14 protein-coding genes are annotated in these 18,416 nt (G+C 46.3%); 5 read left to right on the forward strand and 9 right to left on the reverse strand.

The genetic code is table 11. The features are described from left to right. Positions 1–13 precede the first annotated feature (13 nt). Positions 14–961, reverse strand: a complete 948-nt coding sequence (locus tag C7Y71_RS06150) for an IS30 family transposase (protein WP_151908877.1) — start codon at positions 959–961, stop codon at positions 14–16. A gap of 254 nt (positions 962–1,215) precedes the next feature. Between C7Y71_RS06150 and C7Y71_RS06155 the strand changes: the two genes are divergently transcribed. The 5 genes from C7Y71_RS06155 (at position 1,216) to C7Y71_RS06175 (ending at position 8,303) form a co-directional block, all read left to right on the forward strand. Further along, positions 1,216–2,994: an McrB family protein gene (locus tag C7Y71_RS06155; protein WP_111899051.1), complete on the forward strand. Its 1,779-nt coding sequence runs from the start codon at positions 1,216–1,218 to the stop codon at positions 2,992–2,994. Next, positions 2,987–4,834, forward strand: coding sequence for an McrC family protein (locus C7Y71_RS06160; RefSeq protein ID WP_111899050.1), 1,848 nt, complete (start codon positions 2,987–2,989; stop codon positions 4,832–4,834). Before C7Y71_RS06155 ends, C7Y71_RS06160 begins: the two co-directional genes overlap by 8 nt. A gap of 379 nt (positions 4,835–5,213) precedes the next feature. Next, a complete protein-coding gene (gene dgt, locus C7Y71_RS06165; RefSeq protein WP_111899049.1) occupies positions 5,214–6,563 on the forward strand; it encodes a dGTP triphosphohydrolase in 1,350 nt (449 codons plus the stop codon). Positions 6,564–6,582: 19 nt separating this feature from the next. Further along, complete coding sequence (locus C7Y71_RS06170; protein WP_111899048.1) at positions 6,583–7,572, forward strand: glycosyltransferase family 2 protein; 990 nt, start codon at positions 6,583–6,585, stop codon at positions 7,570–7,572. Continuing rightward, positions 7,569–8,303 (forward strand): SDR family NAD(P)-dependent oxidoreductase, encoded by a 735-nt coding sequence (locus C7Y71_RS06175; protein ID WP_111899047.1) that lies wholly within the window; start codon positions 7,569–7,571, stop codon positions 8,301–8,303. The genes C7Y71_RS06170 and C7Y71_RS06175 overlap by 4 nt, the downstream gene beginning before the upstream one ends. A 90-nt stretch (positions 8,304–8,393) precedes the next feature. Here C7Y71_RS06175 and C7Y71_RS06180 read toward each other — a convergent pair whose 3' ends face one another. The 8 genes from C7Y71_RS06180 to upp form a co-directional block, all read right to left on the reverse strand. Next, positions 8,394–9,158 (reverse strand): M48 family metalloprotease, encoded by a 765-nt coding sequence (locus C7Y71_RS06180; RefSeq protein WP_111899046.1) that lies wholly within the window; start codon positions 9,156–9,158, stop codon positions 8,394–8,396. 41 nt (positions 9,159–9,199) lie between these two features. Then, a complete protein-coding gene (gene porZ, locus C7Y71_RS06185; protein ID WP_111899045.1) occupies positions 9,200–11,527 on the reverse strand; it encodes a type IX secretion system anionic LPS delivery protein PorZ in 2,328 nt (775 codons plus the stop codon). Between the two features lie 52 nt (positions 11,528–11,579). Beyond that, complete coding sequence (locus C7Y71_RS06190; protein WP_111899044.1) at positions 11,580–12,179, reverse strand: non-canonical purine NTP diphosphatase; 600 nt, start codon at positions 12,177–12,179, stop codon at positions 11,580–11,582. Between the two features lie 46 nt (positions 12,180–12,225). Next, positions 12,226–13,074, reverse strand: a complete 849-nt coding sequence (locus C7Y71_RS06195; protein WP_111899043.1) for an O-fucosyltransferase family protein — start codon at positions 13,072–13,074, stop codon at positions 12,226–12,228. Between the two features lie 11 nt (positions 13,075–13,085). Then, positions 13,086–14,075, reverse strand: a complete 990-nt coding sequence (locus tag C7Y71_RS06200) for a YitT family protein (protein WP_111899042.1) — start codon at positions 14,073–14,075, stop codon at positions 13,086–13,088. Between the two features lie 35 nt (positions 14,076–14,110). After that, positions 14,111–16,951, reverse strand: a complete 2,841-nt coding sequence (gene leuS, locus C7Y71_RS06205; RefSeq protein WP_111899041.1) for a leucine--tRNA ligase — start codon at positions 16,949–16,951, stop codon at positions 14,111–14,113. A 194-nt stretch (positions 16,952–17,145) separates the two neighbouring features. Beyond that, positions 17,146–17,634, reverse strand: coding sequence for an SH3 domain-containing protein (locus tag C7Y71_RS06210; RefSeq protein WP_111899040.1), 489 nt, complete (start codon positions 17,632–17,634; stop codon positions 17,146–17,148). Positions 17,635–17,679: 45 nt separating this feature from the next. Further along, on the reverse strand, positions 17,680–18,333 hold the full coding sequence (gene upp / locus C7Y71_RS06215) for a uracil phosphoribosyltransferase (RefSeq protein ID WP_111899039.1): 654 nt from the start codon (positions 18,331–18,333) through the stop codon (positions 17,680–17,682). Positions 18,334–18,416 lie beyond the last annotated feature (83 nt).

Genomic DNA, 18,416 nt, shown 5'->3' on the forward strand with positions numbered 1-18,416 from the left:
AGCAAGTGCAATATTAGTCTAAAAGTTTGTAAAATTCGTTTTTTGGGTTATTAAAGTTGAGTTTTTTTCTTGGTCTGCTGTTAATTTGCTTTTGTACTTCCATAAGATATTTGTCTGTGTATTGTTCTAAATTCGTTCCCTTAGGTATATATTGTCTGACGAGTTTGTTGTAGTTTTCTACACCTCCCTTTTCCCATGAGCTATAAGGGTGTGCAAAAAAGATTTTCGTGGAGAGTTTCTTTGCCAATTGACTATGCCTGGCGAACTCTGTTCCATTATCTGTAGTAATAGTGAGTACTTGTTTCTTGTAAGGAATCAACATTCTGTATACTGCTTCTTCCACGCCTTTTGCCTCTTTTCCATCAGGCAGCCTTTTGACCATCCCATATCCAGTACGTCTCTCGTAGAGTGTAACTAGCGCTCCTTTCCCATCCTTACCGACTATGGTGTCCATTTCCCAATCTCCGAAACGCGTGCCGTCTGCCTCTTCCGGCCTAAGGTCTATACTCACGCGGTCTTTTATGGGAATCCGTTTTCCCTTGTCTGTCTTCCGTCGCTTCTTCATTGCGTGACGGCAGAGTTTCCAAAGCATCCCTCCGCACTTCCTGTCGGTTCTGATGAATGCGTATATTGTTTCATGGGAGACGCATTCGCGCCCTTGTCTCTTTATATACCCGCATATCTGTTCGGGCGACCATTTCTTTTGCAGCAGACTTATGACTTCCCGCTTAAGGGCGTGTGTGAATCTTCGCGGTTTCTGAAGACGCGTCTTGCGGCGGTCTGCTTCGCGCTGTGCCTTTTCTGCATTATAAACCTTGGCACCGCCATTTCGATGGATTTCCCTGTAAAGGGTGCTTTCGTTCACCTCTATGAGGGCGGCGATCATCTTTTTGGTCAATCCTTGCTTTAATCCGTTCTGGATTGTGTACCTTTGCTGCGAGGTTAGCTGTTTATATTTCATATGCAACACAAAAGTAGTTAATCTCAGGGAGATGAAAATCTCCCTTTTGCTTTTATGTTGCTACTTGATGTCTCTGACTTACCTTTCAATCAGTGAATCCCACAGGACGAGTCTTGCACTTCTTATTTGAATTTAAGTTGTTGTTAAAGATTCAATAGCTTATAGACATTCGGGGAACTCAATTGTTGTTCCAGTTCTTAAAGAAATTATCAAATCCTTGGAATCATATCTATAAATCAACAACTTCTAAAATTATGAAATGGAATGATTTTGATGTAAATAAAAATGCTTATCCCGAATACATAAGAATTATTTCGGATTGGTTATGGTTTATTTCCTCGAGATGGGAAAATATTGAAGACAAAAATAAGTTTATTGAGCAGAATCTTCAACCCTTAATTACTGGAACTTTTCGTGAGCCTAAAATAAAAGATGGGCAGATTAAATATCCAAGTCCTGCTTTAGGCACTTTTATTCGCAATTTAGGTTTTATTGATGATAACTATAACTTAAGTCCTCTATTAACATTAATCGCTACAAATAAACTAACTCTTTCTGAATATGCCCTTATTAATTTATCAAAACATAGGGGATGGTCGAATGATACTCCAGTAGTAAATTTTCTTGCATTACTATGTTTGTATCTTCAAAAAAATGACTATTGTGACATAACTATTGAAATGTTAGAAAACCTATCTAAGGTTGAAGGATATAGTTTGAATAGAACTCCTTCAAATGATAGTAATAGAAATGATTTGCTCTTCAACTACATTAATGGAACTGGATTATTTAAAGAAGTTAATGAAACAGGTAGATCTCGTTTTTTGACACTTAAGGAGGATGCTTCGCCCATTATTGATTTTATTGCCGATAACAAGGATAAAATTGAAGTAGACACAAGAGTTTCCAAAAATGATAGATATATCTATTATGGGGACTTGACGAGTGGGATTTTTATGCTTGATGGAATTAAATTACCTTCAGTCTGGACGCGTTATTATCCCAATTTATTAAATTCAAATAGTCCTTCCTACAAATATATGCATATAGAATCATCCAAATACTTAGATGACATTTCTCCCATTATTTTTTATGGTGCTCCAGGTACAGGAAAAACAAGGTATGCACAAGAAGAAATATTTTCAAAGTATCATAGTGCTAATAGAATTTTTACGACTTTTCACCAATCATACACTTACGAAGAATTCGTAGAAGGATTAAAACCAGAACTAGATAACGATAGTAAAGAGGTAAAGTATTATATTGAAACAGGTGTTTTTTATAATGCTTGTGAGAGAGCTGCAATTCTTGCTGGTTATGATAATCTTGAAGATTGTATTGCAGATTCCTCACAGAATAGAAAAATAAAATTCAAGGAAGCGCAGGATTCCCATAGAACAATGCTTTTATGCATAGACGAAATTAATCGTGGAAATGTAGCTGCTATTTTTGGAGATTTAATTTCATTGATTGAGCCAAGCAAAAGATTAGGCTCTGGAACTTATGAAATGACTGTAGTACTTCCGTATTCAAAGAAAGAATTTGGTGTTCCTGCAAATCTTTTTATTGTTGGAACAATGAACACCGCCGACCGTTCCATCCAATTGCTTGACTCTGCTCTTAGAAGAAGGTTTAGATTCGAGGAACTATTACCTAATTATAAAGCTTTTGATATTAAAGATGGAGATGCTGTCAAGGTACTGAAAAGAATAAATTCAAGAATTAGAAGCCTTCTTAATAAGGATATAATAGAAGCAATAACTACTAAAATTATTCCTTTACTGGAAGAATACTTCTACAATGATATTAACAAGGTTAGGTTTGTGTTGAATGAAGATGATACAACTACAACTAACAATGCTTTCTATGTAGAAGATAAAGATGCCAAAGAGGCTTTCAAAACCTATCTTCAATCTGAAGATATAGATGAAGAAGATAAGTCTTTCTTTACGTTAAATAGAAGTATTGCCAATCTTACCAGTGAAGAAGAATGTAGCAAATATATAAAGCATTTGTTGGGAGAAAGTGAGTAAAAAGAATCCCATAATAACTTATGAGTTTGGCACTTTGTATATAGAAGGTCAAGTCCATAAAGAAGGTGATATCCCTATAGAGGAAACCACCTTCAATAATCTATGGGATTTCATTCTTTCCAATAAAGCCACTGATGATACTGATGTAATAATGTCAGTACATACAAGGGGTGGTCGGAAGTTTATTAAAACTGGTAGATATGTTGGTACTATACAAACCAAGAATGGTCAGGTAATAGAAGTACTTCCTAAAATATTCAAGGCAAGCGGACAGCAAGAAAAGGATAAGGTTGTGTGTAGAAGCGTATTCCTGAATATGCTTAGACACTTCACCGATATAAAGGCGCGTTCTTTCCAGAATGTGACATTAAGCACCAAGAAGGGCTTTCCTATCCTTGAAGTGTATATCAGTAACTACATCAATGCAGTTGAACAATTGGTGTTAGGTGGTCTAAAGAAAAACTATGCCCCAGTAGAGGAAAACCAACGCTTCCTGAAAGGCAAATTAGACATAACAAAGCAAATAACTAAGAATATCACCAACAAGGCAAGGTTTGCCATCAAGTATAATAAATACATTGAAGATATTCCACAAAATAGGATTATTGTTACCACCCTTAGGAAGCTTATAAGTGACAGCCATAGCACCACCAACAAAGCACATATTTCAGTCCTACTTACAATATTAGCTGATATACCTTCAAGCCCCAATATCGAAAATGATTTGAGGATTGCAAGCACCAGTAATAGGTTATTCACATCCTATGATATGCTTATCAAGTGGAGTAAACAGTTCCTACTTAATAGAGGCTTCACCACTTTTGCTGGAAGTTATGTAAACCAATCCCTACTATTTCAAGCTGAAAGGCTATTTGAAGATTTTGTGGCTTATTTGTTCAGGAAATATGCCCCTACATACAATGTGGATGCCCAGAATACAAGGTTCTTCCTTGTGGATAGGCACAATGGGAAAAGAATGTTTCAGTTGCGCCCTGATATACTTGTGGAAACTGACAAGAATAGCCCAAAGTATGAATGTATCATCATAGATACCAAATGGAAGGCAATAGACTCTAGCAGACCAGACCGCCACTATTTGATAGATATGAAGGATATGTACCAATTGTATGCTTATGGGCAAAAGTATAGACAAGGGCAAACTAAAGAAATTGGTTTAGATGTGATACCAAAGTTGGTTTTAGTCTATCCATATTCTGAAAAGTTTACTGAATACCTTCCTGAATTTGTTTATGAAGATATAAAGGATAAGATTGGCTTGAAACTGATGGTAGTGCCATTTGATTTAACCGATCCTTTCACATACGAAAAACAGATACATAACATCATCCATTGCCTTGATGTTAAGCCTGAAATCCAACCAATTTATAGATATGAATATGATTGGAAAGATAACACCATACCACTTGTGGCAGCTGAACCAACACCCCTCTATGTGCAAACAATGCTTGTGGGGTGCTATAGAAGCAAGGAACACTTGGAATGGATAAAACAAAATCGCCTATACAATATCCGACTGGGCGATAGAAATGGCGCAATATCCAAGTCTGGGCTAGTGGTTTCTGCATCAAGGTTGTTATTGTATGATTACAAGAATCCAAAGGAATATCAAATTTTTGAACTTGATTCATCAAATCACATCATAGCTAAAAATGATTTGATGAAATCTAAGGGGTATCCTGATTTGAAGCCTGATAGAGAATATCTGCTTTATGTGATTACTCAAGAAGTTGGGGTAAAACCTTATTTTGATGTTGAATCCCTTAGGCAGACTTATGCCCCTAAACTCAGGAAAGGTTCACCTTTCTTTGTTAATTTATAGAGTATATTTATTTGTTTTTTTTTCACAATTAAATAACAAACTACGCTGTATCGCGATGGGCTGTTAAGTAAAAAATACTCTTAACTATAATTACAATTACTGCCTCCCAAACTTTGAAAATCATAAAATCACCTATCCGCAGTGCCGTCAAACAAGTATTGCGGATTTGTTATGTTCACGCTTGTTCGAGGGTGTTTCAGGGTGTTTCAGGTGTTTCAGTGTTCTCTTTCTCCATAGCGTGAACATTTCGTGGACATCTGCGAACAATTCCGTGTCATCCATGAAATCTGTGGTTTAATTAAATAAAATTCGTGGTTTGATTACATGGGAAACACTCTAAAATTACGTACATTTGCATTCAGATTAAAATTACATTGTTTTGAACTGGATAGACCTCATTTCATCAGAGCGATTCGGCAAGGAGGGCACATCGAAGCCCGATGTGGAGCGCAGGACACAGTTTCAGCGCGACTACGACCGGCTCATCTTCTCTGCCGCGTTCCGCAGGATGCAGAACAAGACGCAGGTGTTTCCGCTGCCGGGAAGCATCTTTGTACATAACCGACTCACACACAGCCTGGAAGTGGCGAGTGTGGGGCGTTCGTTGGGTAACGATGTGGGCGAGAGGCTCGTTGAGAAGTACATCAGACTGCGGCCCGACCTGACGCATCGCCTAAACCCGCGCTTCGAGAGCCTTGGCGACATAGTGAGCGCTGCCTGCCTGGCACACGACATGGGCAACCCGCCCTTCGGACACAGTGGCGAGAATGCCATCCGCACATTCTTCACCGAGACGAAGGCACAAAGTCTGCGCCACCACTTCTCCGACCAGCAATGGAGCGACATGGCGCACTTCGATGGTAACGCCAACACGCTGCGCCTGCTCTCGCATCAGTTTGAGGGACGCCGCCCGGGAGGTTTCGTCATGACCTACCCCACCCTGGCAAGCATCGTGAAATACCCCTACAGTTCCACCCTCGCCACGAAAAGCAAGTTTGGTTTCTTCGCCTCCGAGCAGGAGGGCTACTGCCGCATCGCTAAGAAACTGGGCATCCCCGTGGTGCGACAGACGGACAAAGGCATTGAATTTGCACGCCATCCGCTGGTCTATCTCGTGGAGGCAGCCGACGACATCTGCTACGAAATAATGGACATAGAGGACGCCTTCAAACTGCGCATCCTCTCCTTCGAAGAAACCTGCGACCTGCTACTCGACTTCTTCGACTATGATGCACGCTGCGACATCGCCACCACCTACAGCGAGGACAGCGACCGCAACGACCGCATCGTGTTTTTCAGAGCGTGTGTTATAAATCTGCTTGAGCGCGAGTGTGTGCGCATCTTCATGGAACACGAAGAGGAAATACTCGCGGGCAGTTTTGAAGGCTCACTAATCAGCCATCTGCCCGAACGCCAACTCCATGCCTATAAACACTGCTCGGAAGTGGCAAAACAGCGCATCTACAACTGCAAAGAAGTAACGGACATCGACCTTGCCGGTTTCCATATCATCTACACCTTGCTTAATCTCATGGTGGATGCCGTGATGAGTCCTGAAAAGGCATACAGCAAACTGCTTATCTCACAGGCTTCCAGTCAATATGCTTTACAGAAAGGTCCCATAGCGGAACGTATCATCAGTGTGGTGGACTACCTCACAGGCATGACCGACGTCTTCGCCCTCGACCTTTACCGCAAAATAGAAGGACATTCGCTCCCAGTAGTATAGACGCTTTACAAACGAATCTATGACCCGCTTCTCCATACTCGTGGCTTGCTACAATGCCGAACCATACCTCCGGCAAACACTCGATTCGCTGCTCTCACAGACACTTACCGACATCGAGGTTATCTGCATCGACGACTGCTCCACCGACAGCACACCGCAGATTCTCAATGAATATGCGGCAAAGGACCGTCGGGTCAAAATGCTGAAAACTTCAGAAAACAGCGGACAGGCGGTAGCACGCAACCTCGGACTGAGACATGCCACAGGTGTGCTGACCACGATGGTAGATGCCGACGACTGGCTCGCACCGGACGCTCTCGAAAAAATGTGGCAGACATTCTCCACTCGCGAGGACATTGACAGCCTGGCGTTCCGTCTGCAGATGGTGGAAGAGCGCGGAATTACGCACCCTTTCAAGGAGGACGAGACCATACCGCCACTGATGACAGGCGAAGAGGCATGTCTGCTGGCTATAAACTGGCGCTTGCATGGTTTTGCTGCCGTGCGCACAGAACTCCACAGACGCTATCCATACGATGAAACAACGCGCGTTTATAGCGACGACAACACCTCGCGCATCCACTACCTGAAGAGCCGCTTCGTGGCACAGACCGATGCGGACTACTTCTACCGGCAGCACCCTGCCTCCGTCACTCACCAGCGCGACACGAAACGCCTCGACTTCCTTCGCGCTAACGACTCGCTACGACAGACACTCGAAAGCGAAGGTGCCAATGATCAGATTTTGCAAACTTGCGAGGACTACTGTTGGCGCATCTTTCTCGGCATCTGCAAAGATATGCTGAATCAGCGCGGGAAAATGACTGAAAATGAGTGGAAAACTACTGAAAAACGTCTGCAAGAGGCTTACGATAATATGCAATTAAAACGCCTCGATCCAAAACTCAGAAAAAGCCTCAGAATAGGACCATTATTTGGTTTCGGTTCCTTCATAATGCGCGAAAAATTCATCGCATCGCTCAAAAAGCACAAAACCACCGACGCATGACCACAAAACGAGCCATCATCATAGGTGCCTCCTCAGGCATAGGGCGCGAAGTGGCACGACTCCTGCTCCGCGAGGGCTACGATATCGGCATCGCTGCACGCCGCGAGAATCAACTTATCGCCTTCAAAGAGGAATTTTCGCAAAGTGGGCGCGTGGAAATCATGCCCATCGACGTTACAGCCGACAATGCCGCAGAACGCCTTGAAGCACTCATAGAAAAACTCGGCGGCATGGATCTCTACTTCCACGCAGCAGGCATCGGCAAACAAAACCGTGAATTAGAACCGGACACAGAACTGCAGACCGTCCAGACCAATGCGTTAGGCTTTACAAGAATGATAGGCGCGGCATATCGTTATTTTGCAAAACAAGGAACGGGACACGTCGCAGCCATCACATCCATCGCAGGAACAAAAGGTCTCGGTCCGGCACCGGCATATTCTGCCACAAAAGCCATGCAAGCCACCTATCTCGAAGCCCTCGAACAGCAAGCACGAAACAGGAAACTCAACATCCACTTCACTGATATACGCCCGGGCTTTGTCGATACCGACCTCCTGAGTGGCGACTTCCGTTACCCCATGATGCTGAAGCCCGAAAAAGTGGCTCGTCAAATTGTCAGGGCCATCAAGCACAGACGCCACGTTTGCATTATAGATTGGAAATATCGCCTCCTCACCATGGCATGGCGCTGCATACCACGCTGCATCTGGAGAAACATCAAACTATAATTTCCAATCGCAAAAACAGCGATTTCATCGAAAAAAACGCTTCTGCCGCAGCATGAAGCGTTTTTTATGAAAAAGCCAAATATGTATGCCTTAGTCCATATCTTCGAGGTGCCGGATGCGCTCATCGAAGTCAGGATGAGAGGAAAAGGCATGCAATATCGTAGAGTATTTGCTCGATGAACCTTCCGACATATTCTTCAATTTCTTGAGTGCATCAATCATGGCTGTGGGGTCTTTGTGGCACTTCTTCAGGAATTTATAGGCATATTCATCGGCTTGAGTTTCGTGATAACGGGAATGTTTTGCGGAAAGTGCGGCACTTGTAAGGGAACCCAGGTATGAGTCGGAAAGAGCAGACCAGGTGGAACTTGCCGCGCCCATGAAGTCGGATGCTGCACTGCGAATCAGTGCGCTTCGCCAAGCCTTTTTAGAATGTCGGAGTGCCACGTGTCCTATCTCGTGTCCGATGACACCAAGGAGTTCGTCGTCGGAAAGTTCGTCCATCAGTGCAGAATAAACGCGCACACTGCCGTCTGGACAGGCAAAGGCGTTGATATCCTTAGTGAGATATACCTTGAAGTTTAGTTTTATGCCATCGGCAGAAGTCATGCCTGAAGTGATACGACTGAGGCGGCGTGCATAGTTACTATTTGATGAGCATACCTTGTTCTTGGCATCCATCTTAGCCACTTCCTGTCTTACGGCTTTTGCAAGGTCTGCATCGGAGATGGTGGCTGCTTTACCCGCCTTTACGGTACCCGTCAACACCTTTAGCCAATCCATCTGTGCTGTTGCCGGTGCGTGGCAGACAGCGAGGACGAGCATCAGTGCAGTAAGAATTCTTAAGAATCTCATTTTCTGTAAGTATTATCAAGATGTGTTATAATTTCATTTTTTCAGCGTACGACCACCACTTTTGCTGCGATGTGTTCTTTGCCATCGGCAGTTGCCACAAGAATGTAATACACTCCCGCTGCCACAGGCTCGCCTTTAAAGTTTCGGACGTTCCAAACGAATGTTCCGCCCGTAGATGTTCCTGTTGCCACAGCCTGCCCACCAGTGGTCATGATCTTCACGTCGGCTGCATCGGTAAGACCGGATACTATCACATTACCATTATATCCGGGACGCACAGGGTTGGGATATACTTTCACATTATCCTTGTCGAGTGTCTCCATAGCCTCTGTCGCTTCACTGTGGTAGGAAACGAGGCCCTTGTCTGTTCCGATGAATATCTCGCCAGAAGAAGGATGTACGGCAATGGAAAGGATGTTGTCAGACGGCAGGGGTGAGTTTTCGGTGTTGAACTGCTCAATGATTTCCTGTCCGTTTGGACTGACGAGGTACAAACCATAGCCCGAGGTGCCTATCCACTTCCTGTTAGCGCCATCCACCGCCACTGCTGTGCAGGAGATGCCCGTGAGCAGATAGTCGGCATAATTTGTTCCGTCGTTGCGCGGCACTTTCACTTGCAGCACTTGGAAGTCAGACGATGCATAATCTGCAGGATTTTCCACCACGAAGATACCTGCCGATCCTCCGAACCATATTTGTCCCGTCTTATCTTGCGCCATGCAGAACACACCTCCGCTCAGGTCGATGGTTGCGCCGTCTTCGTTAATCATAGAATAGCGGAAAGTGGCTTTGTCGTCAGACGTGTTGTCGATGGTACCATTATAGTCAATACAGTACAGTCCTCCGCGATGTGTTCCAATGAAACTGCGCGATGCTGCCCACAGCCTGCCATCGCTATCGAACATGATGGGGTTGATGTGTCGCGAGTTGGCAAGTTGCGGACTATAGAGTTTTGTCCACGTTCCGTTAGGTTTGAGAATACGGAAAATGGTGTCCACCTGCTCGTTGGTCATCCAGAGGTAGCCGTTCTTGTCGTAGGCAAGACCGTCCACTCGCACATAGAAAGGCTGATTGCCGGAGAAGGCTTTCAGCGGACTGTTATGGAGGTTGTAATAGTTCACATATTTCCCATTTTTAAACTCGTAAAGACCATAGTCGCCTGTTGCAGCAAAATGATGGTTGGGGTCCTTGGGATCTTGAGCCATGCTCGTCACACTTCGGAAAGGCATGCCTGTTACGGCAGAGATACCTCCTGTCTGCATCGAATTCCATGTGTCGTTTTCGTAATAACTGACTGCCGGGTCGTAGAAGTTTCTCTCGTAATAATCGAATATACCTCCGCTTACCAACAGGCGTTCTCCCTCAAACTTGAGAAACCCGCAATTATCATTCTGCGGACCATAGTTACCTACCGACGTGCCTGTGGTTTTGAAAGAAGTACCATTGAACGAGTAGCCCACGAGTCCATTTCCTCCGTCAGCCACCCAGAAGGTACCGTCAGCCGCTTTGGCTACACTCTGCCATGAATTGGTTAGGGGGATTTCATGCTTGGGATAATTTGGTGATGAACTTTCAAAGATGGTTACACCTCCCGGGTTGAACAGAACACACTGCGTCCTGTTTGCAAACATATTTTTGTTGTAACTTGCACCATTGATTTTTGTAACGCTGTGATTGCCTTCGGCATCTTTCGTTATACGCCAAAGCCCCTCGCTCGCCGTAAGCAGGTAGAGTCCTCCTGCAAAGGGTTTCAGAACTGTTGCGCCATGGCTGTCTATGGTTTTCCACTGCGCATCCTCATTAAGGTTATCCTCCAATCGCCCAGCCAATATTCCCCCGCTTTCGAGAGCGGCATATACTGTGCCGTCATAGAAAGCCGTGGCTGTAACAGCACTTTTCTTGGCATAGAACCCACGCAGTTCCGTGCGCGCCAAATTGATGACAGTTACGCCAGCGGTACTTCCGAGGATGGCATAGTCGCCATTGACACTCAATTCGGTTACTGTTCCCACCGTGGAAGTATTGTTCTTCAGTTGTGCCATGTTCACCACATCATCTGTAGTCACGTCAAGCAGATCAATGTTATTATCATCATAGACGAGTACAAGTGTCTGCTGTGTTGAAGAATAGCCTGTGAGAGTTATGTTCTTACCATTAAGGCCATCGTTTCGGGTATAGAACTTCACCTCGGTATCTTCAGGCGTATAACGCAGAAGGTTTCCACCATATATGCCGAACACATAGTCATCAGCCACAACACTTGCCGTGGCATTATAATAGGACTGATACATTGTCCAATCTCCTATTCTCTGAGCAGGAGACGACAGAGCAATAATGCTGGTTATCAGAAATAATAATAATTTTCTCATGATGGCAGTTTATGATGGTTTATTGGCTTAAAGATTTGGTGTTACGAAGGCTTCACAACTCATTTAGATTAGCGTCCTTGAGGTATTCACAAAGTTTTCTGACGGCACGTGCTCTGTGGCTGATGTTGTTCTTGACTTCAGGCCCCACTTCTGCAAAGGTTTTTCCTATTTCGTATGGTGCAAAGACAGGATCATAGCCGAAACCGTCTGTGCCACGCTTTTCTGTTGTGATTTCTCCGCGTACGATGCCCTCAAACAGATGCTCTCCTTCGCCATTGATAAGTGCTATGACGGTGCGGAATCTTGCGTTGCGGTTGCGCTCGCCTTTAAGTTCGCTAAGCAGTTTTGCGGTGTTTGCCTCGGTGTCGTTGCGGTCAGGATAGGCATATCGCGCAGTATGTACGCCAGGTGCTCCTCCAAGGGCCTCCACTTCCAGGCCTGTGTCGTCAGCAAAACAATCGATGCCGTAATTATCGAAAATATAACGTGCTTTCTGCCGGGCATTTCCTTCGAGGGTATCGCAGGTTTCGGGCAGTTCGCCATGGCAGTCGATGTCGGCTATGCTCAACACATGGAAGTCCTTTCCAAGTATGGCTCTGATTTCGGACAGTTTGTGTGCGTTGTTTGTGGCGAAGAGTATTTGTTTGCGCATTTTGCGGTATGTTTTCTATGTTTCTTTATATTGAGTTGGCACTTTGTTACTCGTCTTCGTCATCATCATATTCGTCTTCCATGTCGTCGGGGTCTATGCCTGTGAAGCCTACCGGTATCATGGGAATATTTCCTATTTCTGCGGCTTCATCGGAAAAACTGGACCAATAACTGCCAAGAATCTTACGCGTACGTGTAAGGCAGTAAAGGTCCACCACGGCATCTTGCAGACTGCGTACGATGTCGCGACGGGCATCAGTCTCCTGTGTGATGGTACGTCCCTTGAAAATCTCACGCATCTTCCACTTCACCTCCTCATCATCAGAAGCGATAAAGAATTTTGCACCTTCTTCCTGTTTCATGGCTTCTATGAATGCATCATCAGTACTCACGATTATAGACTTTTCGTTGTCTGTACGACGAATGTGTACACCAACCGTGTTGTCTGTGTAGCGCTGGCAGAGGAAATCCACCTGATCCTGCAATACCGTCTTGGGGTGAAGCAAAGTGGTGATTTCGTGAGTATAAGGCATTAGTGTATAGCCCGTAGACAGGTATATTTTATTGTACTTTTCAAAAAGTTCTATCAAGTTACCATTACGGTTAGGATGGTAATTGAAGAACTGCTTTCCATAATAAAAACTTCTTGGCAAGGCAGGTGTATAGAGGTTACGATGGTTGGTTACCTTATCGAAAAAGCCACCCTCTACTACCTTAAATCCCTCCTCCTTAATAGGTTTGAAGAGGTGGGAATATTTCGCCTTGCATTGCCAATCCGCCTGCCACACCAGTTTCACCGGTATGCCCGTTTCCCTATGGAAAGTCAAAGCAGAGAAGAGCACCCGCAATCGGTTGCAGAGACCGCCTAAAGCCGTGACTGTCAGTTTTTTACCCATTTTTCTTGTCCTTATGCTTGTGCAGGCGGAGGCAGGCTCTCGCCTTCTTTTTTCTTGGTTTTCTTGGCCTTGGTCTTAATCCTGTCGAAACCTTCGCCAAACACACCGATAACCTTACTCTGCGATACGAATGCAGTGGGGTCAACGGATTGTATGATTCTGAAAATTGTAGTGCTCTCACGCTTACGTGCCAATACGCAGACCACCATGCGGTCCTTCTTGGTGTACCAACCCATACCATTGAGAATGGTCACACTGTGAGAAGTCTCTGTGGTTATGGCTTCTGCTATCTGCTCGTGGAAACGCGAGAAAATCAAGAACTGCACCGACTGACGCCCACGATCATTCACATAGTCAAGCAATACGCTCGCTATGATGAGTGTGGTGTAACCATAAAGCAACTTTTCGAGCGATCCGATAGGTGTGAAGAGTGCAGAAGTGATGATGAAGATATCAATCAGCATGATAATCTGACCCAGCGATACGTTCCTGTACTTATTGACGATGGCTGCAATGATGTCTGTTCCACCAGTTGATCCATTGTGAAGGAATACAAGACCGAGGGCTATACCTTCGATTGCGGATCCTATAACGCATGCCATAAACGACTGAGTGCCAAGCAGTTTAGGCAAATGTTGTGGGGAGATTTCGTACATATTGGCATGTTCTGCTCCATAATTTATCATAACGTCTTGCATCACTGCGAGAATAACCGTGAGCACCACTACACCATATATGGTTTTTACGCAGAATTTCCAGCCAAGCACCTTCACCGCCATGATGAGCAGGATAATGTTCACGGTGAAGAAGGTAATGTACACAGGCAAACTGGTTGTATAGAAAAGGAGTGCACAGATACCCGCAAGACCGCCGCCGGTAATCTGATAGGGCAACTGGAAGCAAGTGTAACCTACGGCGTACATCAATAGTCCGAGCGTGATGAACGAATAGTCGCGCACCTCTTGCAGGACGGTGGGATGAAATAGTCGCGGAGTTGTCATGACAATCTTATTTTGTATGTCGTTATTTGAAGCGCTTATTTTTTGAGTACGATATTGACGATTCTGCCAGGAACTACGATAACCTTCACCACTTGGAAGCCTTCAAGGTATTTCTTACTCTGTTCGGCTTCGAGAGCAGCCTTCTCTATCTCCTCTTTCGACGCATCAGCCGGGAAATCGAGCGTGAAGCGGGTCTTGCCGTTGAAGGAGACAGACAGCGTAACAGTGTCTTCCTTCAGGTAGGCTTCGTCATACGTTGGCCATTGCGCATCGAATGCCACTGTCTCATGTCCGAGGAGTTGCCAGAGTTCGCAAGCCATGAATGGGGCAAACGGTGTAAGCAACACAACGAGTTTCTCGAGTACTTCGCGGCTGCTGCACTTCTGCTGACTCAGTTCGTTTACGGCTATCATAAAGGCTGCCACGCTCGTGTTGTACGACATTTCCTCCATATCGTCGCTCACTTTCTTGATGAGTTTGTGGATGGATTTGAGCGATTCTTTCGAAGCCGACTCGTCAGTAACGCAGAAGTTGTCGTCCTTGTCGAAGAAGAGATTCCAGGCACGGCGCAGGAAGCGGAAGCAACCGTCTATACCGTTCTGGTCCCATGGTTTGCTCTGTGTGATAGGCCCGAGGAACATTTCGTAGAGGCGCAACGTGTCTGCTCCATATTTTTCTACTATCTGATCGGGGTTAGCCACGTTGAACATCGATTTCGACATCTTCTCAATGGCCCAGCCGCAGATGTATTTCCCATCTTCAAGAACGAATTCAGCATCAGCATATTCAGGACGCCAAGCCTTGAAGGCAGCAATGTCGAGTTGGTCGTTCTGCACGATGTTGATATCTACGTGGATGGGTGTTACATCATATTCATCTTTCAAACCTCGGCTTACGAACTTATTGGTGCCCTTGATGCGGTAAACGAAGTTGGAACGTCCTTGAATCATTCCCTGATTAACGAGTTTCTGGAATGGTTCTTCCACACACGAACAGCCATAGTCGTGGAGGAATTTGTTCCAGAAACGGCTGTAGATGAGATGCCCCGTGGCATGTTCGCTGCCACCCACATAGAGATCAACACACTTCCAGTATTCATCCACAGCCTTGTCCACCAGACACCCGTCATTGTGCGGATCCATATAGCGCAGATAGTATGCACTCGATCCTGCGAAACCTGGCATGATGCTCAACTCAAGCGGGAACACGCTCACATTGTCAATACGGCTGTTTTCCACAACAGTGTTGCGGGCTGTGTCCCATGCCCACTTCGTGGCATTGCCGAGAGGCGGTTCGCCAGATTCTGTCGGAAGGAATTTGTCCACTTCGGGGAGTTCGAGCGGCAGACATTCTTCGGGTATCATCTGTGGCATGCCGTCCTTGTAGTAAACGGGGAAAGGCTCACCCCAATAGCGCTGGCGGCTGAAAATGGCATCGCGGAGACGATAGTTCACTTTCACGCGGCCCAACTTGTTCTCTTCTACAAATGTCTTTGTGGCAGCGATGGCTTCCTTCACACTCAGTCCGTTGAGCGAGAAACCGTTCAGTGCCGTCTTGCCCTCTGCCGGGGAATTGGTAACAATGCCTTCCTTGGCATCGAAACTCTCCTCGCTGATGTCGCAACCTTCTACGAGCGGCACTATGGGGAGGTTGAAATGACGCGCAAAGGCATAGTCGCGAGAGTCGTGGGCAGGTACAGCCATGATGGCTCCTGTTCCATAACCGGCGAGCACATAGTCTGCCACCCAGACGGGTATGGCGTCGCCCGTGAAGGGATTGACTGCATACGAACCGGTAAACACGCCACTGACTTTCTTGTTAGCCATGCGGTCCAGTTCGGTGCGGCGCTTCGTTTCCTCCACGTATGCCTCTACAGCGGCTTTCTGCTCTGGTGTGGTGAGGGCTTCTACCAATTCGCTCTCGGGCGCCAACACCATGAACGTTACGCCAAAGACCGTGTCGGCACGTGTGGTAAAGATGGTAAATTCCATGTCGCTGTCCTTCACCTTGAATTGCATCTCTGCACCTTCCGAACGGCCTATCCAGTTGCGCTGCGTCTCCTTGAGGCTGTCGCTCCATTCTATGGTGTCGAGACCATCAAGCAGGCGCTGTGCGTAAGCGGAGATACGCAGACACCACTGCTTCATCTTTTTCTGAACGACAGGATAGCCGCCACGGACACTGAGTCCGTCCACCACCTCGTCGTTGGCGAGCACCGTGCCCAGTTGAGGACACCAGTTCACCATGGTCTCGCCCAGATAGGCTATGCGGTAGTTCATCAGCACTTCCTGCTGCTCCACATCGCTCATGGCGCTCCATTCGTCTGCCGTGAACGATAATTCTTCAGTTCCTACTGCATGGCAGCCCTCCGTGCCTTTCTCTGAGAAGTGGCGGATGAGTTTTTCGATGGGCTGTGCACTCTGACAGACGTCGCAATAGAAAGAATTGAACATCTTTCGGAAAGCCCATTGTGTCCAATGGTAGTACTGTGGGTCGCAGGTGCGCACCTCGCGGTCCCAGTCGAAGGAGAAACCTATGAGGTCGAGTTGCTCGCGGTAACGCTTGATATTCTGTTCTGTGGTAATGGCAGGGTGCTGACCCGTCTGTATGGCATACTGCTCTGCGGGAAGTCCGTAGGCATCGTAACCCATCGGGTGAAGCACGTTGTAGCCCTTTAAACGCTTGTAGCGGGCATAGATATCGCCGGCAATGTAGCCGAGCGGATGACCCACGTGCAGACCAGCTCCGCTGGGATAAGGGAACATCGACAGCACGTAGTACTTCGGCTTCGCACTGTCCTCTTCAACGTGATACACTCGCTCGTCAGCCCATTTCTGACGCCATTTGCTCTCTATTTCAGTGAATTTATACTCCATTGGTATATCTGTTGTTTATATTTTTTTTGTTCAAAAACATATTATCGTGCAAAGTTAGTTGAAGACCGCCGATAGACAAAACTTAAAAACTGAAAAAATATAAAACTGATTTATAATTCTGTTTTAGAACACCCCTAAAGCACAAGAAGGCAGCCGCTACCGACTGCCCTTCTGTTCTCTCTGATTCGGAAATGCTATCTCACACGACCGCCATGCACATAGCCCAGGTATCGCCCGTTCATGTCGTATGCACGCACCCAGTTGCCGCTGGCACGCGTGTACTGAATGCGGTCGCCGTTGTAGAGCCTGCCGCGTATGGCAGAACTGCCGTTTGCTGCACTGCGGATATTCACATAGCCGTCAGGGTCATAAATGCGTCCTACATTCATGCCGGGACCATACGTCCGTGTACCTTTGGCACGCAAGCCGCTGTTGTGAACGTAGCCAAGGAATCCGCCGTAGGCATTTCTATATACGCGGTACCACCTGCCCGAGCCTGCACCATAGTAGAGCGTGGTGCCGTTGCGGTAGGAAGTAACGATGCCATAATTCGTGCCCGGACCGGTGCGTACGTTGACATAGCCATCGGATGCACTTACCACACCGAGGGTGTACTGACGTTGTGCCTGTGCTGCCACAGTAAAGGCGAACACCAAGGCAAAAATGCTGAGAAATCTTTTCATAATGCGTTTTTTAGGGATGGTTAATGAATATGGTTAATAAAGAGACTATAATTTCTCTCCGTAACTGAGGTCGCCGGCATCACCCAAACCGGGCACGATGTAGGCATTCTCATTGAGGTGGTCATCGATGGCTGCCGTCCAGAGTGTAACATCGTCGGAGGGAAAGGCTTTCTGAAGGCGGTCTATGCCTTCCTGTGCGGCTATAACGACGCAGATGTGGAGTTTTGAGGGTTGACCCGCCTGTATAAACGCCTTGTACGCCAGTTCCAGACTGCCACCCGTGGCGAGCATGGGATCAACGAGCAGGAACGTGCTGCCGTCAAGACGAGGTGCAGCGCGGTATTCAAGGTGTATCTTCATGTTTTCCTTGCTCCCCTCTTCGCGATAGGCTGCCACGAAAGCACTGTCCGCATGGTCGAACACATTGAGGAAACCCTGGTGCAGGGCAAGTCCGGCACGCAGCACCGTACCTATGACGATATGGTCTTCGGGCAGGGGTGTGGGCTTGATGCCGAGGGGCGTCCGAATGTTCTTTATAGTGTATGTCAGCGTCTTGCTGAGTTCGTAGGCTATGACTTCGCCTATACGCGTCAGGTTGTTGCGAAAGAGAGGGCGGTTCTGCTGATATTCCACGTCCCTCAACTGTGCCATATACGTATTGATGGCACTGTTCTGCTGTCCGATGTTGATGACTTTCATGTTGTTTCGTCTTTGAGTAACGGTGTATTCCGTACCTGTTTTTGCAAAAATACAATTTATCTTTTGTTCAGTTGCATATATTC

The sequence above is a fragment of the Pseudoprevotella muciniphila genome (genome assembly GCF_003265305.2).
Classification (GTDB): domain Bacteria; phylum Bacteroidota; class Bacteroidia; order Bacteroidales; family Bacteroidaceae; genus Alloprevotella; species Alloprevotella muciniphila.